The following is a 24,791-nucleotide window of genomic DNA, read 5'->3' as shown; positions in this document are numbered from 1 at the left end:
TTCACACCGAGGAAAGGGAAAGTAGTTGAAAGCTGCCCTTCAAAGCTGTTCTTCAAAGCCTAGTTCTTCAAAGACGCCGCATTCAAACTACTATCCCTTTCCTCGGTGACTCATATCTCCCAATGGCTTGATCCAGTTCAATGGTTATTACGCGCTGTCAACGCGTGCTCGGGGTTTCGACCGGGCGTAACAGCAGTACCGCCAGTGGTGGTAGGGTGAGTTCTAGGCTGGCGATTTGCCCATGCAGAGGAGAGTCCTCAGCTGTTAGTTGGCCCAGGTTGCCCATGTTGGAACCTCCATAGCACTCGGCGTCACTGTTAAGGCGTTCTTCCCAGCCACCCGCAAACGGCACGCCCAGGCGATAACCCATTCGTGGCACCGGTGTCATATTGGCAACGACCAGCAGCGGCTCACCGGTGGCACTCCAGCGCAGCCAAGCAAAAACACTATTGGTGTTGTCATTGCCCACGACCCAAGTAAACCCTTGTGGTTCGCTATCGCACTCGTGCAGAGCGGGCAGCTCCCCGTAGCAGCGGTTAAGATCGCTTAATAATCGGCGAACGCCGGCATGGCGGCCTTCGGCGAGTAGCGACCAATCGAGCTCACGGTCGTGGCTCCACTCACGCCACTGGCCGAACTCGCAGCCCATAAACAGTAACTTTTTACCGGGCTGAGCCCACATGATTGAAAGATAAGCACGCAGGTTGGCAAACTGTTGCCACTCATCGCCCGGCATTTTGCAGATCAGTGAGCCCTTACCGTGTACGACCTCGTCGTGAGAAATGGGTAATACGTAGCGTTCGGAGAAAGCATAGACCATTGGAAAGGTCATATCGTGATGCGAGTAGGTACGGTAAACCGGATCCTTGGCGATATATTCCAAGGTGTCGTGCATCCAGCCCATGTTCCATTTATAGGCGAAGCCCAACCCGCCCTCATCGGTTGGCTGGGTAACGCCGGGCCAGGCGGTGGATTCCTCGGCGATCACGACTGTGCCTGGGGCTTCTTCACTGATGACGTCATTAAGGTGGCGAAGGAAGTCTATCGTCTCAAGATTTTCATGACCTCCATAACGGTTGGGAATCCACTCGCCTTCGTTGCGGGAGTAGTTGCGATAGAGCATTGAGGCAACGGCATCGACGCGCAATGCATCGACATGGAAGTGTCTCAGCCAATGCAGTGCCGAGGCGAGCATGAACCCATGCACTTCACGCCTGCCCAAATTGTAGATGTAGGTGTCCCAATCCTGATGGAACCCCTCGAAGGGATGCTCATATTCGTACAAGGCAGTACCGTCGAAGCGCGCCAGGCCATGGGGGTCGGTAGGAAAGTGGGCCGGTACCCAATCAAGAATGACACCCAGTCCGGCGCGATGGCACTCATCGACGAAGTAGGCAAAGTCGGCAGGCTTGCCGAAACGGGCACTGGGGGCAAACTGGCCCAGCGGCTGATAGCCCCAGGAACCACCAAAGGGATGCTCCATGATCGGCAATAGCTCGACATGGGTGAAACCCATTTCCAACACATAAGGAATCAGTTGCTCGGCCAGATCACGCCAGCTATAGAGTTCGCCGTTGTCGCCGCCATGTTTGCGCCAGGAGGCGGCGTGCACCTCGTAGATGCTAATTGGCCGGGATGGGTCATGTGCTTTTTGCCGCTGAGCGATCCATTCTTCGTCATGCCAGGTAAAAGGCGTGGTATCGGCCACCACCGAGGCGGTAGAGGGTGGTGCTTCGGTGGCTAAAGCAACAGGGTCGGCGCGAAGGCCAATGGCACCCTGGGCCTCGATAATCTCATATTTGTACGCTTCCCCAGGCCCGATGCGCGGTACGAATAACTCCCAGACCCCGGCGGAGATACGCAGGCGCATCATGTGTCGCCTGCCGTCCCAGCTATTGAAATTGCCTACCACGGATACGCGTTTGGCATTAGGCGCCCAGACGGAAAAGCGCACACCGTCGACACCATCCACTGCCATGGGCTGTGCACCCAGACAATGCCCAAGGTTACGGTGATTGCCTTCGCCTAGCAGGTAGAGGTCCATTTCGCCCAGTAGCAGCCCGAAACTATAGGGGTCCTCGGTTATCTGCTCGCCTTGTGGCCAGCGAATGTGCAGTAGATAGGGAGCCGCATGCGGCAGCCTCGCAGCGAACAAGCCGGGGATCTGCATGCTGGTCAGGCAGCAACGCGACTTACCGCCTTCGCGATCGAGAACATCAACCCCCACCGCGCCGGGTAGAAATACGCGCAAGAACTGACCTTCGTCATCGGTATGAATGCCGAGGATCGAGAAGGGATCATGGTGGGTTCCTTGTGCCAGGGCGTCAGCGTCTTCCTCGCTCAACCACAAGCTGCGATCCAAAATGGGCTGGGTGTGAATAACTTCATTCATGTGGCTCTCCTGGGCTGAGTTGTTCGATGATCGCAGCTAAGCCGCGCAACGGTACACCCAGCCATGCAGGGCGGTTGGCGGCTTCGTAGGCGATCTCGTAGGCCGTCTTTTCGAGGACAAACAGATCGACCGCAGCGGCGGCTCCGCTTGCTTTCTTCCATTCGTGGGGCATTTCCAGTGTTGCCTGCCAATAAGCGTTGAGGAATGCTTGCCGTCCCCTGAGCAGGTACTGCTCCACGACAGCGTGGCCGGTCGCGGTGTTTGAATCGACGACTTCATTTTCGCCTGGCCGAGCCTCTTCCACCTTGGCGTAGGCGTAGTCGAACGAGCGCAACATGCCAGCGACATCACGCAGCGGGCTATCCTTGGCGCGCCGTTCTTCCAGTGGCCTGGCCGGTTCGCCTTCAAAGTCGATGATGTAGGCATCATCATGGGCCACCAGTACTTGACCGAGATGCAGGTCGCCATGGATGCGGGTGATCAGGCTGCCTTCGGCCATTTCCGCCATCATCTTAATGGACGCCATAAGCGCATCACGCCGATTCAGGATGGTATCGGCAAGCTGCTGCTCGGCTTCGTCAGCGCTGCTCTTGTGCTGCTTAAGCAAGTCCAGCGCTTCCTCGACGCGCTGCGTTACGCGCTGTGTCCAGTTTTCTACATGGGAGGAATCCGCGACCTCAGGCGCAAACGCTGGATCATCGCTAGGCATTGCCAGTACCATATGTAATTCACCCAGCCGACGGCCTAAGGTGGTCGCAAACTCCTCTAACTCCTCGAATGCCCCGTAGCGGTCTTCCTCCCGTGGCTCATGGCCGCGATCCTCATCGGCGACGGCTTCACGAATCGCTCGCTCCAGCTTCGAGCGGGTCCACGACCAGGCATCGCCCTGGTTGTCGATGTAGCCTTGCAGAATCATTAGGGTCTGTGTGGTTCCCTCTTCGAGCCGGGTTACCACGCCGTAAAGGGGTACGGTATGCGTAAAGCCTCGTTCGGTCAGGTAGCTGCCGATTTCCGCTTCGGGATGGATGCCTGGCTCCAGGCGCCGAAACAGCTTGAGCACTAACTGATGGTTAATGATGATCGAGCTATTGGACTGTTCGGCACTCTGTTGCACTATCTCCGGATGCTCAGGAAGCGTCAGATCGGCGAAGGCCGCCGTTGGCAAGAAATGGACTTCTCCCTGCTCATAGGGCACTACGCTGCCTAACTGCATGCCTTCCAGCACCGCTAGCGTAAAGGCATCCAGAGTGACCGCATCGGTTAGCAGCCCGACTTCATGGAAGCGACGAACCCGGGCCATGGCGAGTTGTTGCGGTAGCGGATTGCTCTGCTCATCCTCGCCCAGGAAAGCCAGTGGCAGTTGGTAGCGCTCACTGCCTTGGCCATGTTTGACCTCCAGTTCGCTTAACAGCAGTGAATGCCCGCTGTGCTCAAGGCTGACGGTGGCGTGTAAACGGATCTCCTCAATACGCGCCTGCTTGGCGGCGAACCAGCGTCGCTTAGGCAGGTAGTTGGGGAGCGTTTCGCGTTCGAGTAATCGTCTGGGCGTCTCGTTGAAAATCTCTTCGAGACGCTTTTTGATAATGAGGGTGACGTAATCCGGCATTGGCTCAGGCACCGGAACATGCCACTCCGGCATGGCGGTCGCGGGAGCTAGCAGGAACCAGAAAAAACCGTAGGGGGGAAGGGTCAGCAGGTAGGCCAGTTTACCCACCGGCGGAAAGGCGCTACCGCCGACCATTTCTACTGGCACCTTTCCGGCAAAAGCGGACAAGTCGAGCTCCACTGCCTGGGCGGTACTGGCCACATTGGCCACACACAGCAATGTTTCTGTCTCGCCATTATCGAGCGTCATCTCACGTAGGTAGGCGAGAATATGCCGGTTGGCCGGGTAGAGCGGTCGCATGGTGCCGCGGCTGAAGGCGCGGTGCTCGCTACGCACTGCGAGCAGCCTACGCATGTTATTGAGCAACGAATGCGAATCGCGCACCTGCGCTTCGACATTGACGGTCTGATAGCCATAGAGCGGATCCATGATCGGTGGGAGCACCAACCGTGCCGGATCGGCGCGAGAGAAGCCGCCGTTGCGGTCCACCGACCACTGCATGGGTGTACGCACGCCATCACGGTCGCCTAGATAAATATTGTCGCCCATGCCGATTTCATCGCCGTAATACAACACCGGTGTACCCGGCATAGAGAGCAGCAGGCTGTTAAGCAGTTCAATACGTCTCCGGTCACGCTCCAGCAGCGGCGCTAACCGTCGACGGATGCCCAAATTGATGCGTGCTCGGCGGTCGGCGGCGTAGTGATTCCAGAGATAATCGCGCTCCTTATCGGTGACCATTTCCAGGGTCAATTCGTCGTGGTTGCGCAGAAAGATCGCCCACTGGCATGTAGCGGGTATTTCTGGGGTCTGGCGCAGGATGTCGGTAATCGGGAAACGGTCTTCTTGGGCCAGTGCCATGTACATGCGGGGCATCAACGGGAAATGAAACGCCATGTGGCATTCGTCTCCCTCGCCGAAGTAGGGCCGGGTATCCTCGGGCCACTGATTGGCTTCGGCGAGTAGCATGCGGTCGGGGTAACGCTCGTCGAGCACCGCACGAATTTTCTTGAGCACGACATGTGTTTCGGGCAGGTTCTCGTTGTTGGTGCCTTCGCGCTCGACCAGATAGGGGATGGCATCCAGACGGAGACCATCAACACCCATATCAAGCCAGTACTCCATCACCTTGAGGATCTCGTCGAGCACCACGGGGTTATCGAAGTTAAGGTCCGGCTGGTGTGAATAGAAGCGGTGCCAGTAGTAGGCGCCAGCCACTGGGTCCCAGGTCCAGTTGGAGGATTCGGTATCAAGAAAAATGATCCGAGTGCCGGGGTATTTCTGGTCGGTGTCCGACCACACGTAGAAATCGCGTTCCGGCGATCCTGCCGGCGCTTGCCGGGCACGCTGAAACCATTCGTGCTGGTCGGACGTATGGTTGATAACCAGCTCAGTCAATACGCGCAGGCCGCGTCGGTGCGCTTCTTTGATGAAGCGCTGGGCGTCTTCCAGCGTGCCGTAATCAGGGCTAACGCTGGTATATTCAGCGATATCGTAACCATCATCGCGACGTGGCGAGGGATAGAACGGTAATATCCAGATCGTGTTCACGCCCAGGCTAACGATATAGTCGAGTTTCTGAATCAAACCTTCAAAATCACCGATGCCGTCGTCATTGGCGTCGAAGAAGGCCTTGACATGTACTTGGTAGATGACGGCGTCCTTATACCAGAGTGGGTCATCGAGAAAATCCATGGCCTCGACGGCGTGTCTTTCGCTACTGGCATCCATCATTGGCTTGCCCTCTCTGTTTTCATCGGTATGAACAAATCGATCCGGATCATTCGCTGCAAACGAATCGCTTTCGAATCCAATTCAACTAGGTCGTCACGCATGGCTAATGGATGGGGCGAATACGCCAGATGGCAAATGGCAGTGCCGCCGGGTCGAGCCGCATCGACTGCCATTTGCCGTACCACGTCCAATGCCTACCGCTCATTAGATCCTCCACGTGTAGTGCCGCCTCATCGGGAAGGTCGAAAAGCCCCAAGGGCAACTCGAATGCGCCCTCCTGCGCCTCGAAGGGATCAAGATTAACGGCGATAAGGACAACGTTATCGCGTGTCTGGGTGCCCTTGGCGAACAGTAACAAGCGGTCGTTGTGCACTGGATAGAAGGACAAACCCAGGTGGGTATGCAGTGCTGGGTTCTCGCGTCGGATTCGGTTGAGTTGGGCGATCTCATAGACGATATTGCCGGGAGCAATGTAGTCGCGCGGGCGAATTTCATACTTCTCTGAGTCGAGGTACTCTTCTTTGCCGGGTACCGGTGCGCCTTCACACAACTCGAACCCTGAGTACATGCCCCATAGCCCTGAACCCATGGTGGCCAGCGCCGCACGAATCAAAAAGCCAGCCCGCCCAGACGATTGCAAGAAGTAGGGGTTAATATCGGGTGTATTGACGAAGAAGTTGGGCCTATAACCATCACGAAGCGGCGATTCATTGAGCTGAGTAAAATACTCGGTCAACTCGGCCTTGGTATGACGCCAAGTGAAGTAGGTGTAGCTTTGAGTGAAGCCCAGCTTGCCCAGGCGCAGCATCATGGCCGGCCGGGTGAAGGCTTCGGCCAGAAAGATGACGTCCGGATCATGGCGGCGAATATCGGCAATTAACCATTCCCAGAAGGGCAGTGGCTTGGTATGCGGATTATCAACACGAAATATTTTTACGCCTTCATCAACCCAGCCTTGAACAACATCACGAAGTTCGATCCATAGCGAGGGGATGGCGTCTTCGGCGTAGAAGTCGACGTTGACAATATCCTGATACTTTTTGGGCGGGTTTTCGGCGTAGCGGATTGAACCGTCGGGCCGCCAGGAAAACCAGCCTGGATGCTCTTTTAGCCATGGGTGGTCCGGTGAGCACTGAATGGCAAAGTCGAGCGCTATCTCCAACCCGTGTTCATTGGCGACACGGACCAAGTCGCGGAAATCTTCACGGGTGCCGAGTTGCGGGTGAATAGCCTCATGTCCGCCTTCTTCGCTGCCGATGGCGTAGGGGCTGCCTGGGTCATCCGGCCCTGCTTCAAGGCTGTTGTTAGGGCCTTTGCGATGCGCCCGACCGACCGGGTGAATAGGCGGGAAATAGAGCACATCAAAGCCCATATCGCGTATCAACGGCAGGCGCCTATGAACATCCTTGAACGTACCGTGGCGATTGGGATCATCGGTTTCCGAGCGGGGGAACAGTTCGTACCAGCTGGCAAAGCGCGCCTTGAGCCTCTCCACTTCAAGCGGATAATGCGTGTCGCTTCTGGTTAGATGCGGGCGGGTATCCGCTTCGTGCATCAACCTGGCGGTGTCACCGTCAAGCAGCAGCGCGACACGGTCGGCATCATGCTGTGCTAACTGAAACTGCTCATGGACGGCTCCTAATGCCGCGCTGAGCACTCCATTGTCGTTTTCAGAGGCGCGCTCAGCCGCGCGTTCGATCAGTTGCCTGCCTTCTTCAAGCTCAAGCTCGACCGGCACCCCCGCCTGGTGTTTTTTGGAAAGTTCGTAATGGTAGGTGGCGTAAATATCCCACCAGGCTTCGATGATAAAACGGTGGTCTCCCACCCGCTGAGGCGTAAATCTTCCCTCCCAGATATCCAATCCGAGGGGTTCTATCTGGCGCATGGGTACGCGTTGCTGTTGCCCCTGATCGTCCTGCCAGCAGATCGCGGCTGACAGCACATCATGGCCGTCAGCGAAGATGGTCGCTTTTACAACGACCGGTTCATTAACAATCGCTTTAGCAGCGAAACGTCCCTGGTCAAGGGTGGGGGTGACGGATTCGATGGCAATGCGTGGTGCCTGTGTAGCCACTATTACCTGGCTTGGATCCTGCTCTTGCGCCGGGACTGCCCCGGACGTGGGATAAACAGTTGAACTCATCGCATGCTTCTCCTTGCAACGCGGAAACGACAGCGGAGATCTCCGCGCTGCCTCATCTCTAGATAACGGCGTTATCAGCCTGCTGCACTAGCTCCAATAGGGCCAATGAGCGACCTTCCATCCTATGTTCCTCACCAAAGGCGCGCTGGAAAGGGGTTTCCTCTACGGTGTGGCTAGTATCGAGGCGGCATAACCAACCGCTGCCGCTTGGCGCTTCCGGTAGCTGAAAAGCCACTGCGTCGTGGTGAGCATTGAAAATTAACAACAAGGTGACATCGGCCCCGGCTCGGCGTATGCCTGAAGGCTGCGCGCGTCCGTCCAGCAACAGGCCGAGTGTACGTGCCTCGGCATCCTCCCACCGTTCGATGTCCATTTCAGCACCATCCGGCGCCAGCCATGTCACTTCTTTTAGCCCCATTTCCTCGTTGTACTCACCAGAGAGGAAGCGCCCACGACGCAGGATGGGATAACGTAGCCGAAGCTCAATCACCCGCCGGAGGTACTCGATCATGGCGTGGGCGTCACCATCAAGGTTCCAGTCCACCCAACTGATCTCATTGTCCTGACAATACGCATTATTGTTGCCCTGCTGGGTGCGCAACAGCTCATCGCCAGCCAGCAACATAGGCGTTCCTTGGGAGAACAGGGTGGTCGCAATGAAGTTGCGGATCTGACGCAACCGCAGTGCTTGTATCTCGGCATCGTCACTGGGACCCTCTGCGCCATGGTTCCACGATAGGTTGTGGTCGTGGCCATCCATGTTGTCCTCACCGTTCGCCTCGTTGTGCTTATCGTTGTAGGCAACCAGGTCGTAAAGGGTATAGCCATCGTGGGCAGTGACGAAGTTGACCGAAGCGAACGGACGCCGACCACGACGTTGGAAAAAGTCCGCCGATGCCATCAGCCGGGTGGCAAGTTCTGGCAGTTGTCCTTCATCCCCCCGCCAGAAAGCGCGCACGGTATCTCGGTAGCGGTCGTTCCATTCCGCCCAGCCCGGCGGGAAACCACCGACCTGATAACCGCCGGGACCGCAGTCCCAGGGTTCGGCAATCAGCTTTACCTGGCTGAGGATAGGGTCCTGGCGGCAGGAGTCGAGAAAGCCGCCACCCTCGTCGAAGCCGTGGGGCTCGCGCCCGAGGATCGTCGCTAAGTCGAAGCGGAAGCCGTCGACACGCATTTCTGTGGCCCAGTAGCGCAGCGAGTCGGTGACCATCTGCAATACGCGCTGGTGACTCAAGTTCAAGGTGTTGCCGGTGCCGGTATCGTCGATGTAGTAGCGCGGCTCTTCGGGCATCAGCCGGTAATAGGAGGCATTGTCGATGCCTTTGAGTGAAAGCGTGGGGCCTAGCTCGTTACCCTCTGCGGTGTGGTTGTATACCACGTCAAGGATGACTTCCAGGTCGGCGGCGTGATAACGCGCTACCAATTCCTTGAATTCATGGATACTTTCACCCGAGATATAGCGCGAGTGGGGGGCGAAAAAGCCCAGCGTGTTGTAACCCCAATAGTTGCGCAGCCCCTGCTCTAAAAGGTGCTGATCATCGACGAAGGCGTGGATCGGCAGAAGCTCCACCGATGACACCCCCAGTGAGCGGATGTAGTCGACGACATCGTTGACCATCAAACCGGCGAAGGTGCCGCGTAGCGCTTCGGGTACCGACGGATGGCGCATGGTGTAACCGCGAACGTGGGTCTCGTAGAGAATCGTATGATCCCAAGGCAGTTGTACCCCGCGCGAGCGACCCCAGGTGAAGGCAGGGTCGATCACCCGGCAGCGTGGCATAAACGGCGCGCTGTCCCGCTCATCGAAGCTCAAGTCGCCATCAGGATGACCGATGGTGTAGCCGAATAGCGCCTCGTCCCATTTCAGGTCGCCGACGATCTGCTTGGCGTAAGGGTCGAGCAGCAGTTTATTAGGGTTGAAACGGTGGCCTTCTTCGGGTGCGTAAGGTCCGTGTACACGATAACCATAGAGCTGGCCAGGGCGGGCGTCGGGTAGGTAGCCGTGCCATACTTCGTCGGTGTATTCGGGCAGCTCGACACGGGCAAGCTCCCATTCTCCGGTTTCATCAAATAAACACAGTTCAACGCGGGTGGCATGGGCTGAGAACAGCGCGAAATTAACGCCTAGTCCATCCCACGTCGCTCCCAGAGGAAAAGACCATCCCTCGTGGACGCGTGCGTGCTGCATGACACTGGGAGATTCATCGGTGGCAACGGACTTATCGCTGTCCCGCGAGGCCTGGCTTGTATTCATCGCATTCGTCCTTGAGCCATTGGGGTATTCAAGTGTTTAACTACTGTTTTAGCTACAGCCTTAACTACGGTCGTTCGTCTTAGTCGTTTTAGGTTTCTTCGCCTTTGGTGTAGTTTTTTTCGCTGTTTTGGCCTCTGTCTTTTTTGCCGCCGCAGTCTTACCCGTCTTCTTGCTTGTGCTTTTCTCTTCGGTAGGTGCCACTGGGTCGCTGCTACGACGAGGGCGGCGAGTGCGTGCCACCGTAGCGGAATCGTCAGGCAGCGGTTCCATCGGGCTCGCTGTATCGGCGGGGTCGGCGGGTGTTTGAGTTGGATGGCCACGATCCTGTACCGGCACGTCCTCGCCAGTCACTTCATCGAAAAGCACGTCATCGACAGGCACTTCATCGACGGGTATGTCCTCGTCAGGCATGTCCTCACCTGTCAGGGCTTCTTCCTGAAAGGGAACTTCTGCATCTAAGTAGGGATCACTTTCGGGGTCTTCCAGGGGCAAGCGGTTTTCCTGAATGCCGATCTCGTCCTCTTCCAGTGGCAAGTCATCCTCCAAAATAGGAGTTTCGTCTATTGGCTCGCCTACTTCTTCCAGTTCAGCTTCATTGCCTGCCACTTGTTCCGCGGCAACGATCTTCAGGGCTCTATCCCAATGGCGTTGCTGCTGTCCCTCGGGGCGTCCTTCTGCTTCCCAGATGCTGTAGGCCAGTTGACGTACGCGTTCTTCGTCAGTCATGTCAGCTCTTCCTATGTGCTATTTAGATGTGTCGCGGTATTGATGTAATGGCGAGGTAATCCAATCGCTGCTATCCGTGCCGTTATCAAGCAGGAAAACACCCACGGGTAGCTCCGCCAGCAAGGTGGCGATAGGCACACCTTGCTTACTGATCTCCAGCGATGACTCGGTCAATACGCCTTGCCATAGACCGGCTTCGGGGAGCAAGTGCGTATCTTCCCAGCGTTGCGGGGGGATATGCGGTTGCTCGGCCTCGCCTAGTAGTTCAGTGGCCAGCCTGGGTGCCACTACCAGTAATTGGTAACCCGCGTAGCGTCGGGTAAAGGCCACTATGTGGTCGGCATGAACGCCGCTTACCGAGAGAGGATAGTAATCGCCGTGGATAAACAGCATAGGATAACGATGGCGTAGAGCCAGTAACTTCCCGATGATTGCTTGCTTAATCCGTCCATCACGCCACGTTAACAATGCATCTGTAGGCGTCAGCGCTTCATCCAGCGCCGCTTTACGCTCCGCATGGTCGACGGGGCGGCGGTTATCGGGATCGACCAAGCTGTAGTCCCAAAATTCGGCACCCTGGTAAAGGTCGGGCACGCCGGGTACGGTCAGACGCAACACCGTCTGAACCAGGCCATTGATCGCACCCGGCAGGTCGAGCTTACGTGCCGCCGCCGCGATGGCGTCGCGCAGTGGCGGCGTCGTCATCAAATCTTCGAGGAAAGCGCGAGAGGCGGACTCATAGGTATCATCGGGCCATAGCCAGTGGCTGCTTAACTTGGCTTCACGCAAGGCCTTTTGCTGCCATTGCGCGAGCCGCTGGACAAACGCCTGCATCTCGTCGTTATCTAGCGGATCAAGCGTTGGCGACCAGGCACCCAGCAGTAGTTGGTAAAGAATCAGTTCATCACCCGGTGAGGGGGCGGGTCCGTCGCGCAGCGACCGGCGTAGTGGTGCTGCAAGCCGACGCCAATGCTCGACATGGTTAGCAAAGTCCGTGGTCTGTTCACTCAGTGCTGCCAGTCGCGCACGGACATCCTCGCCGCGCTTGTGGTCGTGGGTGGCCGTGGTCACCATGGTGCGGGGAAACTGGTGACCACGCCGTACGTTCGCCTCATGAAAGCGCTTGCGAGAATGGCTGAAATGCTCGCCATCGAAGCCCACATCGTTACGTGAGATCAACACGGCGCTGCGATACCCCGCGGTGTCCTCCACAGCCTTGGCGGCGACCGGCGAGGTAAGCTGCTGAAAGCGCACAATCGCGCGTTGGCGCAGTCGGCGTTCTTCATCATCAGCGACGTCACAAGGCGCTTCACCGCCCAGCCAACGTTCCATTGCCTCTAGAACTGCAATGTCGGGTGGATTGAGTGCTTGTCGAGCCCCCTTCATTGCTTGAGCGAAGAAGGGGGCATCGGCATCAGGGCGGCCTGCATCGTCGGCATAGCTGCGGTAAATGGGAAAGTGAACAATCAATGCTTCGAGTGCTCGGCTGATCGCCGCTAGGGTAATATCCCGGCTGGCAAGCTGAGCACGGGCAACGGCATGTAAGCTACGAGCGCAGGCTGCAAATTCGCTGGCCAACAGCGAAGTGAGTATCTCGCTCCGGGCTAGGTGTACCTCGGTGGTAAAATCATAATCACGACCACTAATGACATGCCATAGCCGGCTAAGGGGGGCAGCGCCAGCCGGGTCGTGCTGTATTCCCGAAACCTCGTTCATAAATTCGTAGCCACTGGTGCCGTCCACTCGCCAGTCGCAATGTAACGTCTCGCCATCACCTAATATCTTTTCTACATAGAGAGCAACATGGCGCGGTGCCTCTGCTGGTCGCTTTTCCTGCAGGGCATCAAGGCGCTGACGCAGCTGCAGGCAGTAGCTGCGAGGGTCGGCAAGCCCATCGACATGGTCGACTCGCAACCCATCGACCCAGCCTTCTTCAACCAACCGTAACGGTAGGGCGTGAACAGCTTCAAAAACCTCCGGAATTTCGACACGTACCCCACCCAGTTCGGTAACATCAAAAAAACGCCGCCAATTAATTTCATCGGAAGCGGTGCGCCACCAGGCCAAGCGGTAATGCTGGCGCTCAAGCAAGGTATGAAGTCGAGTAGCACCGTGGGGGTTCGCGCTGCCGAACAGGGCGATGACAGCGTCAAGAGACTGCCGGGCAGCGGGGGATTCCATCACCTTGCGTAGCTGATAGCGCGCATCGCCAGCAGCGGTATAGGCGTCTTCACGTTGCTGGAGGGCATCGAAAAAAGCTGCCTGTTCATGCAGCGCATTGTGGTCGGCAAAGCGCAGTATGTCGCCGTAGTGACGTGGGTCGATGGGAAAGCGGTGCTCATGATAGTCGACATGAAAGCCGGCCGTGTCGGCATCATAGCCAAGAACCAGTTCGCCTGACTGCAGTATCTCAGCGTAAGCGTCGCCTAAGAACGGCACAAGCAGCTTTCCGGTAAGCTGCGGATCATCAGAATGCCAGTCGATATCGAAGAACTCGGCATAGGGACTGTCGTTGCCCCAGGCGAGTACGTCCTGCCACCAGCGGTTTTGTGAACCGCCCACGGCCAAGTGGTTAGGGACGATATCAAGGATCAGCCCCATGCCGCGTGAGCGTAGACGCGACACCAGACGTTCAAGCGCCGCCTCGCCGCCGAGCTCAGGGTCAATGCGCGTTGGGTCGATGCCGTCATAGCCATGGGGCGAACCCGCCCGTGAAGCCTGCAGCGGTGAGGCGTAGAAATGACTAATACCCAAGTTGGCGTAATAGTCTACCCAATGTTCGGCATCCGTCAGGGTAAAGCCGCGGTGAAACTGCAGCCGAACGGTAGCAAGGATCTCATTCATGCGTCGACCTCCCAAACAGGGCGGACCGCGATGGCTTGCCACGGGAGATGGCCTTGCGTGTACGCGTCAGCTCGGCAAGGCGTTCACGAACCTCATCCGATACCAACAGGTCATTGGCATTGGCTGTCCAGCGTCGACGCCAATTAGGATGCTCATCCACGGTGTTGGGTAGGTTGGCTTGCTCTTCGAGCCCTAACGCATCCTCGACCGGAAGTAATATTAGCGGCGCGGGGGTGGCGCCCAGGTGCCGTGCACAAGCATTAAGTACTTGCGAGGCGGGAATGTCGGCTGCTTCCAGCGTCTCGGCGGTGGGCGTACCACCCAGCAAGCCCAGCGTAGTGGCCAGCTTGGCCCGCTCCTGGCGTCGTACTTGCTGTTCGCTCTCAGCGCTTTGAGTCGACTTGAGCAGGCCCAGACGGCTGCGCCATTCGATGTCACGGCCCGCCCACCAGCCCGCGACGGTGGGCAGGTCATGCGTCGATGTGGTGGCCATGGCATCGGGGGACCACTCGCCTGCAGCCAAGTAGTGTTGCTCTTCGTCCTGTTCGAACCAAAGCACCTGCATGCCTAATATGCCGCGTGCGGCAAGGCGTTGGCGAAAGCCAGGGGCGACAGTGCCCAGGTCCTCGCCAATAACGATGCCACGATGACGCCAGGATTCCAGCGCCACTAAGCGCAGCATATCTTCCAGCGGATAAGACAGGTAACCGCCTTCCGTGGGAGAAGCGCCATGAGGCACCAGCCATAAGCGCATTAGGCCGAGGATATGGTCGATACGCAGCCCGCCGGCATGGGCAAAGGCACTCCGTAGCATGTCGATAAAGCTACGAAAGCCTGAGCGCTTCAAGCCAAAGGGTGAAAAGGCAGCCAAGCCCCAATCTTGGCCCTGACCATTAAATAGGTCGGGTGGGGCACCGATAGAGACACCTTCCAGCATGTCCGTTTGGCGGCTCCAGGTTTGACTGCCACCGGCATCAGCCCCCACCGCCAGATCGGTGATCAGCCCAATCGTCATGCCGCCCTCTCTGGCTGCGCGCTGGGCCCGCGATAAACTGTCGGCGGTTATCCATTGCAAGAAAGCATGAAAACCTATTTCGTGGGCACGCGTCTGGGCAAAGCGGGCAAGCTCGGGGCTGGCTGGATCGCGAAGTTCGGTTGGCCATTCACGCCAGTCGCCGGGGCCTATTTCTCTCTGTAAGGCTTCGAAGCGGCAATGATCTTCCAGTAGGTCGCCCCCCGCCCGCCGAAACGCCTGCATGTCCTGGCGTAGCGCCTGGGCGGCGTTATCTTCCCGGGCCATAAAATCATCGTAAAGGTAACGTAGCCAGGAGAGCTTGGCGCGCGCAGCTTCGGGCCAGTCGAGGAAGTCATTGGCCTCCAGGCGGCGTAACTCCGCCTGCAGCCCGTTACGGGCCTGGGCCTCATCGACGCGCGCTTCGCCGAACAGGTTTTCAGCGGCACTGTAAAGCACGTTATAGAGTAGCCGGGTGGAGGGGGAATAAGGGCTATAGCGCTCAGGGTCGGCGCTGAACATGGCATGGGTCGGGCTAATCGCTACGGCATCCGCGCCTTGGTTGGCAGCTTGGGTGACGCAATGCTCCAATGCTAAGGCATCGCCGATACCGCCATCCCCGGGTCGGCGCAGCGCGTAAAGTTGTGTCGCCAAGCCCCATAGCTTTGGCGCGGTCTTCCCGCTGGCATCGGCAGGGGTGTAACACTGGTGTGGGGCAACGGCCAGGGTCAACTCGGTGTTTGCTATATGTAGCTGGTGATAGCCAATCTCCGCTACGCCGGGCATCGTGCCGTCACTGTTTAGGTTGCCTTCTACGCGACCACCTTGCTCAAGCACCAAAATAAAGTCGGTGCCGGGGGGCAGCACCGAGGGCAGCGTGATCGGTGTTTCGCAGTCAACGGTAAGCAGCGGTGGCCACTCGGCAGGGCTTTCCGGCGTATGCAAACGCTTTAGGCGCTGCAAGCCTTCGTCCATGGCGGCCTCATTGTCGGTGGCAAAGCCGAGTATGCCCAGCAAGGTGCGTTGAACCTGTGTAGATAGCTGGCAGGGCTCGCCATCACTATTTTCCCATTCAAGCAATAATCCAGCCGCTTCGGCGAGTTGTCTCAGCTTATCTTTCATGCGCTTACCTCCTCGTCACCCGGGTTATGGCGTAACCAAGCGGCGGCAGCGCGAGGCGGTATCCGGCCGCTCTGGGCAGCCTTTGCTACCCCCTCGTCGGTTTCATGGAGTAATTGGCCTACTCCCAGCCCCAGGGTGGCCGCTGGGTGCTCCCCAAGGTTGAGTACTATCACCAGGTGGGTTTCGTCATTCATTTGCCAGCGGGCCAGCACTGCCTTGTCGCCGAGTGCTTTAGCGCCCAGCGCTACGGCGCCTTTTAGACGTGGCACGATATGACGATGACGAAGCTTCAATAAGGTGCGATAGCGCGCCAGACAGGCAGCATAGGAAGATGTTTCGCGCACGTCGAAGTCGGGGATTGAGGCTTCGAAAGTCGTTAGCGCATTAGGATCAGGAATCTGCTCGCGGCTCTTTTCATCAAGAAAGGCGCTGAAGTCGGCAAACTCTGCTCGCCGTCCTTCACGAACCGCTTGGGCGAGCTCTTCATTATGTTCAGTGAAGAATAGGAAGGGCCGCTTGGAACCCCACTCTTCGCCCATGAATAACAGTGGGACCATTGGCGAAAGCAGCAGCAATACCGTGGCTGCCGCCAGTGACTCGGCATCGGTGAGTACACTCAGACGCTCGCCGAGGGCACGGTTGCCGGTCTGGTCATGATTTTGCAGAAACGCTACGAAGGCAGTCGGTGGAAGATGAGCACTGGGTTCGCCTCTGGAATGGCCATGACGCGATGTGTCTCCCTGAAATATGAATCCTTCGCTGAGGCACCGGGCCAGCCGGGGTGTCGCGTTGTCAACGAAATCGCTGTAATAGCCTTCCTGCTCGCCAGTCAGCAGCACATGCATAACGTTGTGCCAGTCGTCATTCCATTGAGCAGTAAACTGGTCTGTGCTGAGCAGGCTGGCCGTATTGCCTTCGTTCTCCAACACTAGATGAATATGTCGTTCGGGGGCTATCCGGGCGCGAATTGTCTCAGCCAGTTCGATCAGGAAGTCCTTTTCGCTGATGGCGTGGACGGCATCGAAACGTAAGCCATCCAGGCGATATTCCTCAAGCCACATCAAGGCGTTATCGATGAAGTAACGACGTACCATGGGTTGACGAAAGTCGATGGAAGGCCCCCATGGCGTGACCAAATCCTCACGAAAGAAGGCGCCTGCGTAGTTTGCCAGGTAGTTGCCATCAGGGCCGAAGTGATTGTAGACCACATCAAGAAACACCATCAGGCCGTGGGAGTGGGCCTCGTCAATCAGCTCTTTCATCTCGTCGGGGCTACCGTAAGAGGCTTCCACCGCGTAGGGAAGCACACCGTCGTAACCCCAATTACGTGCGCCAGGGAATTCAGAGACCGGCATTAGTTCAATAGCGGTAACACCCAATTCGGCCAGGTAGGGCAGGTGTTGGCGCACGCCTTTAAAGCCACCGAGGGCGCCGGCATGCAGTTCGTAAAGTACGGTTTCATGCCAGGGCCGCCCCTGCCAGGTAGGGTTTTTCCATACGTAGCGGTTTGGGTCGATCACTACGCTTGGCCCGTCAATATCGCCAGCCTGGGCACGGGCGGCGGGGTCTGGAACTAGGCTGCCCCGCTCATCATCCTCATTGAATACACGGTAGCGATAGCAAGCGCCATGACCACAAGCTACGTCTGCCGTCGCGCAGCCATCACTTTCTTGATTCATGGTGACGCTGGGCAGGCCCTCAACCTCCACATCAACCCGGTGAGCCCCCGGCGCCCATAGCACGAACCTCGTTAGTCCCTCCTCAACGACCTGCGCGCCGAAGGTAGGCGTTTGCCACCTATCTTTTTGCAACCTGGTTTCTTGGAACTGAGTCTGTCCAAACATCGTTTGTCGCCTCTATCACCGGGTCAGTGTCGCCTCGTTTCCTGCCTGTTCAAGCGCTTGCAGGTACAGCTTGCTGTAGGGGACGATCGACTGCTTCCAGTGATAACGCCCTGTCATCGCAGCCCCGCGCATGGCGTTGAACAGGTCGGTTGACTTGTACACCGCAAAGGCGCGCTGAATGGCATGCATATAGCTACCGAACTGCATGTCGTCAAACAGGAAGCCGGTCACGCCATCCTCAATCGTATCGGCCAGGCCACCGGTACGATGAGCGATCGGTAATGAGCCGAAGCGTTGGGCATACATCTGGCTTAGTCCACAGGGTTCGAAGCGTGACGGCATAAGCAAAAAGTCGCTTCCAGCGAAAAGGCTGCGAGCTTGATATTCATCGAAACCGATGTAGGCCGTAATGGCACCAGGAAAGCGAACTGCCAGTCTGCGCAGGGCTTCCTCTACATGGTGTTCGCCGCAGCCCATGAAAACGATTTGGCCGCCCGCATGGACAATGGCCTTCGCTGCCTCAATGGTCAGATCGAGCCCTTTCTGATGTACCATGCGGGATATGACTGCGAACAAAGGACCTTGGCTGGGGGTTAACCCAAAATGGCGGCGAACATAATCTGCATTGGCACGCTTACCGCGCCAATCGTTAGATGAGAAAGCCTGAACCAAATGGCTATCGGTGCGTGGATCCCAGGAGTCGTCAATACCATTGGGAATACCGCTTAAACGTCCCTGTTCGGCTTTGCAGCGAAGCAGCCCGTCAAGCCCACAGCCGAATTTTGGCGTGGTGATCTCTTGGGCGTAGGTCGCACTGACCGTGGTGACTTTCGAGGCGTAGACGATCCCCGCCTTCATAAAGGAAAGCTCGCCATAGTATTCGACGCCATCAATATTAAACGCCTCGTTGGGGATGCCGAGTGCATCAAGGCGTGAAGCATCAAACACACCCTGGTAAGCCAGGTTATGAATGGTGAAAACACTGGGGATTGGCTGCCCTTGGCCATCCCAATGAAGGTAGGCTGGCGCCAAACCGCACGCCCAATCATTGAGGTGTAAAAGCTGGGGCTGCCAGTCGAGGTTGGCTTTGCCTAGAGCAATATCGGCAGCCGCTCGTGACAACCTGGCGAAGCGGATGTCATTATCTTGCCAACCTTCATCCTGACCATCGCCGTAGCCGCTTGAGCCGGTGCCATAAGGGGTGCCTGCCCGTTCATAAAGTTCTGGGCATAAAAGTACATAAATAATCAGCCCATCGTCACACGTTATGCGTCCGACATCACACGCTGGCAGCCCAGCAAAGGCAGGCAAGTGACCAACGGTAATAATCTCATGCTCGGATTCGATCATATCCCGGTAAGCCGGAATTAACACACGCACATCATGGTGTGCCGCTAATGCGCGGGGGAGTGCCGAGGAGACATCACCCAGCCCACCGACCTTAACGAAATCGGTAATTTCTGTCGTAACAAATAAAATGCGTTGTGGTGAATCGAGTTTATCTTTATGGCTTCGATCGATAACGTCATAATGACGATCGTTAATAGATTGATTTGAATAGTGTCGGGAGGGCGTTTGGTTATAACTAAAAGGTGTGTCGCTAAGTCTGGATTTCACTTTTTCGACACCTTCTACCATGCTCTCTTCCGACATGCTTTTATCTCTCGTAACCTCACTCAAAGCCACATCGCCCATGCTCGACCTCCCTGGATTATCATGGTCAATATCGTCACACTAGATAGCTCGTTAAAGCTTAATGACTTTTCTAAACGCCGTTGGCTTTCCTGCCTTTAGACGTAGCATTGGAAGTCACTACTTAAGAACTATAGTTGAGAAAGGATAGGTTAGCTAAATGAAAGTCGACCATAACTTAAATCAATAACTGTATTAAATAAGGCTTCTAAGAAAGCAGTGGAATGTAAAGAAAACATAATAAATTCTTTTAAACCCTTTTTATTTAAATGGTTAGCTGTAGATTTTAATAAAAGATAAAGACTTTTCTTTCTGTGGTTTCTTTATCGGCTTTTCTTTGTCTTTGAGCCGCTGAAACAGCTCCTTTGCTGGCATAACCGACGGATTTTTCTTACTTATTAAAAATTGGGCAGGCATGCAGAGAGGTGGGTCAAAAATTGGAGGCTGCGATTGTACTGAGAGGCCTTGTCGCCCCGACTTCCAGGATGGTGGAATAGTTAGAAGTATCAGCCCGACAGGGATAGAAAGAAAAGTATTAGTGGTGGAGAGAGCAACGAAAGGATAAACCCGCTGACCACGGCGATAGGCACGCAGGTCACGCCGCCATGCTGCTGAATGACGGGCAGAGTGAAGTCCATGGAGGTGGCGCCGCCGTAACCAATCGCCAGCGCAGTGTGACGGTGAATCACTAATGGAATCAGGATAAATGCCAACAGTTCACGGATAAGGTCGTTGAAAAACGCCACACCGCCCATCAGCGGGCCCAACTGGTCACCAATCAAAATAGCGGACAGCGAGTACCAGCCAAAGCCTGCCGCCATAGCCAGCCCCTCGTTCCAGTGTAGCGACAGGAGTGGGGCGGCCGCCAAGCCAGCCAAGAGTGAACTTAGTGCGAGTGTAACCGCTATCGCCAGCCCCATTCGGTTAAGCAGGATCTGTCTGAGTGGCATGCCGGAGTTACGTAACTGGCAGCCAATTAGCGCCAGCAGTAAGTAGAGTACCCATTCGGCCAGTAAATCAGCCGTGTTAAAAAGCCCTTCACCCAGGTGCGGTCCTAACAGCAGGCCAACCATAACGCCGCCTGCCACCACAGCCACTAGCAGCAGTGAACCCTGCATCGCCGCCAGTTTACTGGTCGGGGCATTTTTCACCACTGGCGAGTTGCCTGCCTTAAAGGTTAAACGACGCGATAGCCACCAGAGCGCTGTTAGGTTAAACAGTGTAGTAATGCTAAAAAGCAGCAAAGCATTGCCGCCTAAACGAGAGAGCTGACTGGTGAGGTTTTCAAGCCCAGAAAGACTCACTCCCATAAATAACAGTATTAAATAGACTGAACTGTTCACTGCTTGGTTAATGAGTTTTTGTAAACTCTTGGATCGGATTCGAACTAAGTAACCTAGTACGAGCGGTAACAGAACAATGAATAAACCTGAAAGCATTTAGGGGGCCGAACCCCCGTCTGGTTGAAACTGAGTTAACGTCAGTTGTGTTTCGCGGCGGCCCTCTTTTTGGTATACCGCCGATAGTATCAGGCCGGGCCAGTCGGGGTGAAAGTTAATCTGCAGAAGTCGGTCGGGCTTCTCAGTATCAATCAGCGATACACTCAGTGCTTCAAACTCACCGGCAGGTACGCTGATAGTCGTTGGCTCAGATCCTTTCTTTTCATGAACATAATATTGAAAGTGCTCGTCACGCCCTTTTTGATCGACGAACTCAATCTCACAGGGCGCGCTCTCAGTGCAGTTTTCATTTCCCGCTCGGCGGGACAGAGCAAACAGTGCCGTTTGCCGATCTAAGCTGCCAATATCACTTTCGTTCAGCTGATAGCTATCACCCATGCCTAGCACGGAATAACGGCTGCTAAAGTACAGCGCCTCGATATCATCATCATTCAGCGTAAAACGGCTGAATTCCTGGCCGCGTGCCACGGTAATTGAAAAGCGCATGTCGCTTAACCAGTGATCCCCTTCGTTAGATAGGCGATGAGTGATGGTTGCCCCAGGCCAGCCACGTACTTCAAGACGGTATTTAGCCTCAAAGGGTTGCGGGTCTTGAAGCGTTTCTGCTGCTAACGTCATGCCACTAGCGCAGATGGCAGCAAGGCTGAACCCTACTCCCGCGAGCGTACGGCCAAGCCGTCGTGCGAAAATAGTGACCAAGGGCGTTTCCTCTAAAATTGGTGTCTTCCTAAGAGCCTTTAGCCAGCACTTGGTTCCCAGCACACGAGTATAGCCGAGGCGGGGATTAGCGTCAGTAGCCTGCGTCCGGGTTAACGGTGGAAAGTTTCTCACCCGATTCAAAGGCATGCAGATAGGAAATTACTTGGTCGATGGCATCATTCAGCGGAGTAGGGGCGGCCATATGCGGGGTGACAATCACTTTTGGATGCTGCCAAAGCGGATTGTTCGTGGGTAGCGGTTCCTCATGAAATACATCCAGCAGGGCACCACGCAAGTGGCCCGGCTGGTCAGTGCTGCCCAGCGCATGCAACAGCGCTTGCTCATCAATCAAACTGCCACGGCCTGGGTTAATCACACTAGCGCCTTTGGGCAGTTGGGCAAGCCGTTCGGCATTGAGAATGTGTTTAGTGGCCGCTGTGTCAGGCAGAATAGTGATCAGGCTTTGCACTTGGCCAAGCAATTCGGTTAGCCCATCATCGCCGTGAAAGCATTGTACGCCGTTAATCTGTTTGGGAGAGCGGCTCCAGCCCAACACAGGGAAGCCAGCTTGCTGCAAGGCGCTGGCTACATAGCCGCCAATCGCACCGAGGCCTAATACACCGACTGGCCACTGGGATTTATCCACTACCTCTTGTGGCTGCCACGTGGCGCTCTGTTGCTGAGTCAGGTAACGGTCCATGCTGCGATAGAAGTGCAATACACCATAGAGGACGTAATCGGCCATTAGCTCGCCCATGCCCGCATCACGTAACTTTACGATAGGGACGTCGCGAGGAAGCCCTGGCGTTTTCAGTAGATAATCCACTCCAGCGCCTAAGTTGATGATGCCTTTTAGCTGAGTTTGCTCTTGCAGTAAATGGGCGGGAGCTTTCCAAATGGCGAGGTAGTCAGCATTTTTGCGCTCATCCGCTGATGCATCGCTGGTGACGACGGTCGCCTGGGGTAACGCATCAGAAAGCGCCTCTTGCCACTGCGCAGCCTCATCAATATGCACGACAATTTTCATTGTTTGTCTCCCGCTAAGGTGGTTATTCATGTCGGCTATGATGAGGAGCGTAAAAGACGGCTGCAAGTGGTTTAACAATGATTAGCTAGCATGCCTCCTCTTGTTTGCCTCGTAAATTAGCGCGTTAGCATCTTTTTTGTCACACCTTCTCTCACGAAAGATATTAACAATGTTCCCGCAGAACTGCGCTCAAACAAGGTCGCGTGGAATCTCTTCGTCCCAGCTCTTGGAATATATGCGGCTATCGCCTTCGTAGGCATCCATGGTCGCCCGCAAGCGAAAGCTTGTGGCGTTGGATGTCATCAACGTACGGGTCATGCTGCGTACTTCCCAGTCGCCGCGTCGGAAACTACGCTCCCACTCGGTCCAGCCGCTGAGGCTGTTGTAGTTCCCGTAGGCATAGGTATAGCGCTCAGTCACCCGTGACGAGAGTTCTAGATCGATAGCATCAAGACGGAAGGTGCCTTCGTCATTGATGACTTCAAGCGTGGTTTGATCCTGGGCCAGGTCGCGTATCACTCGCCACGATTCTTGGCTGGGCTGCAACAGAGTCACGGCGAGTGGCGGTGCGCCTTCCGGCTCGCCAAATGGGGTCAGCGCTGCTTCTTCCTGAGGCCGGGGCTCACGGCTTGGCAGGATTAACTGACAGCCAGCAGGATGTACGGTCAGCTTGACGGGGACGGGCGACGGCCAGGCTAGCGGCCAGTAACTGGTTGAGAGCGAGAGCCGCATAGCGTGGCCCGTAGGAAATTTCTGCGCGATGTGTTTAAGCAGTACCCGAACACGATAACGTTTACCAGACTCAAGAGGCTGAGGGAATTCATCACTATCACGGTGTGTCAGGTTGAGCAGACCATAGGAAATCCGGGTCGCTTTGTCGTCGTCGGCAATATCGCTGAGCCGAACTGCTACCATCGCCACCGGCTGATCGGCTTCTATGTCGAGCTCCACTACTGGTTGTCCGCAAATCTCGATGTCCCGATCAAGCCGGGCCGTCTGGAAGATCAGTGAACCGCCGTCCTCGTCGCGTTGATCGTGAGGCAGATCCGGTGGCGCGTTATAAGAACACCACTTGCCAGCAAACAGGCCTACTGATAGCGGCGAACGAACAGTAAGAGGCGTATCGTCGTCAGATACAAGCGCCGCTGGCCCCTGGGGTACAGGCAGCAAGTCATGGCCACTGGTGAGACGGAAGTGCTGTGGTTCGATATGCGGTGATGGCCAGCTCGGTTCGGCAATCCAGCGCCCTGGTCGTTCCTCGTAACGGGCCGATGGCGGAACGGAATCCTGCATCCATACGCGCAGCATGGGCTCGTCCATGATGCCCGTTTCCTGGCCTTTCAACCAATAGTCCCACCAGCGCAGCGATTCCTGCAAAAAACCGATGGCTGGGCCCGGAACGCCAAGGTGGGGATACTTATGCGACCAGGGACCCACCAAGCCTTTACGAGGCACGTCGAGTCCCGCGAGCAACCGAAATACAGCATTGCAGTAACCATCGGCCCAGCCGCTAACGGCATACACAGGGCAGCGAATGCGTGAGAAATCCTCACAGACTGAACCATGCTTCCAATAGTCGTCGCGGCGCTGATGTTGGAGCCATGTCGCCAGCCAAAGCCCGCTATGCTCCAGGCGCTCCATCCACATCTCCCGCCAGCGTTCACCGACCAATTGCGGGTCGGGTGGACAAGTGTTGGCATCGAACATGGTCGAGGCCCACGATAGGTTATCGCCCAGCAGGCAGCCACCCATGTGGTGGACATCATCGGCATAGCGATCGTCAGTTGAGCACAGCGTAATAACGGCCTTGAGCTCGGGTGGCTGTAGTGCCGCGATCTGAAGGCCATTAAACCCGCCCCAGGAAATGCCGATCATGCCGACATTGCCGGTACACCAGGGCTGTTTGCCTAGCCATTGCAAAATTTCGACGCCATCGTCGAGTTCCTGTTGTAAATATTCGTCAGTCAGCACGCCGTCCGACTCGCCGCTGCCACGCATATCAACGCGCACCCCGGCGTAACCGTGGCCAGCCCAATAGGCGTGCGTCTGCGCGTCGCGAATCGCCGTCAGGTCTCTCTTACGATAGGGCAGGTATTCAAGAATGGCCGGTACCGGGTCGCTCTCGGCATCCACCGGGCGCCAGATACGGATGGCCAGTCGGCAGCCATCTGCCAGCATGATCCAGTCTTCTTCCTCCTGCACGTTGCGGGTGAAGTCGCTGACGATATGCATG

The 24,791-nt window shown here is 56.4% G+C and carries 13 protein-coding genes; all 13 read right to left on the bottom strand.

What is annotated here, in order from left to right:
• Nucleotides 1–157: 157 nt before the first annotated feature.
• Nucleotides 158–2,392, bottom strand: coding sequence for a 1,4-alpha-glucan branching protein GlgB (gene glgB, locus ACW44H_RS14985; RefSeq protein WP_457505328.1), 2,235 nt, complete (start codon nt 2,390–2,392; stop codon nt 158–160).
• A complete protein-coding gene (treS, locus tag ACW44H_RS14980; protein WP_457505327.1) occupies nt 2,385–5,732 on the bottom strand; it encodes a maltose alpha-D-glucosyltransferase in 3,348 nt (1,115 codons plus the stop codon). The genes glgB and treS overlap by 8 nt, the downstream gene beginning before the upstream one ends.
• 103 nt (nt 5,733–5,835) lie before the next feature.
• Complete coding sequence (locus ACW44H_RS14975) at nt 5,836–7,875, bottom strand: alpha-1,4-glucan--maltose-1-phosphate maltosyltransferase (RefSeq protein ID WP_457505326.1); 2,040 nt, start codon at nt 7,873–7,875, stop codon at nt 5,836–5,838.
• A 58-nt stretch (nt 7,876–7,933) separates the two neighbouring features.
• Nucleotides 7,934–10,132: a glycogen debranching protein GlgX gene (glgX, locus tag ACW44H_RS14970; RefSeq protein WP_113269118.1), complete on the bottom strand. Its 2,199-nt coding sequence runs from the start codon at nt 10,130–10,132 to the stop codon at nt 7,934–7,936.
• 60 nt (nt 10,133–10,192) lie between these two features.
• A complete protein-coding gene (locus ACW44H_RS14965) occupies nt 10,193–10,858 on the bottom strand; it encodes a DUF2934 domain-containing protein (protein WP_457505325.1) in 666 nt (221 codons plus the stop codon).
• 18 nt (nt 10,859–10,876) lie between these two features.
• Nucleotides 10,877–13,702 carry a malto-oligosyltrehalose synthase gene (treY, locus tag ACW44H_RS14960; RefSeq protein WP_457505324.1) on the bottom strand — a complete coding sequence of 942 codons (2,826 nt, stop codon included), beginning with the start codon at nt 13,700–13,702 and terminating at the stop codon, nt 10,877–10,879.
• Nucleotides 13,695–15,836: a 4-alpha-glucanotransferase gene (malQ, locus tag ACW44H_RS14955; RefSeq protein WP_457505323.1), complete on the bottom strand. Its 2,142-nt coding sequence runs from the start codon at nt 15,834–15,836 to the stop codon at nt 13,695–13,697. Before malQ ends, treY begins: the two co-directional genes overlap by 8 nt.
• Entirely contained in the window at nt 15,833–17,680 is a 1,848-nt protein-coding gene (treZ, locus tag ACW44H_RS14950; protein WP_457505322.1) for a malto-oligosyltrehalose trehalohydrolase, read from the bottom strand. The genes malQ and treZ overlap by 4 nt, the downstream gene beginning before the upstream one ends.
• Nucleotides 17,681–17,695: 15 nt before the next feature.
• Complete coding sequence (gene glgA / locus ACW44H_RS14945; RefSeq protein ID WP_457505321.1) at nt 17,696–19,375, bottom strand: glycogen synthase GlgA; 1,680 nt, start codon at nt 19,373–19,375, stop codon at nt 17,696–17,698.
• A gap of 503 nt (nt 19,376–19,878) precedes the next feature.
• Nucleotides 19,879–20,811 (bottom strand): lysine exporter LysO family protein, encoded by a 933-nt coding sequence (locus ACW44H_RS14940; protein ID WP_457505320.1) that lies wholly within the window; start codon nt 20,809–20,811, stop codon nt 19,879–19,881.
• Nucleotides 20,812–21,450: a hypothetical protein gene (locus ACW44H_RS14935; RefSeq protein ID WP_113269243.1), complete on the bottom strand. Its 639-nt coding sequence runs from the start codon at nt 21,448–21,450 to the stop codon at nt 20,812–20,814.
• 172 nt (nt 21,451–21,622) lie between these two features.
• A complete protein-coding gene (locus ACW44H_RS14930) occupies nt 21,623–22,558 on the bottom strand; it encodes a 2-hydroxyacid dehydrogenase (protein WP_457505319.1) in 936 nt (311 codons plus the stop codon).
• A gap of 189 nt (nt 22,559–22,747) precedes the next feature.
• Nucleotides 22,748–24,790, bottom strand: coding sequence for a CocE/NonD family hydrolase (locus ACW44H_RS14925; protein ID WP_457505318.1), 2,043 nt, complete (start codon nt 24,788–24,790; stop codon nt 22,748–22,750).
• Between the last annotated feature and the right edge of the window lies 1 nt (nt 24,791).

Source organism: Vreelandella sulfidaeris Esulfide1 (genome assembly GCF_054072535.1).
The sequence above is the reverse complement of the archived record's forward strand: the minus strand, read 5'-3'. Positions and strand labels throughout refer to the sequence as shown.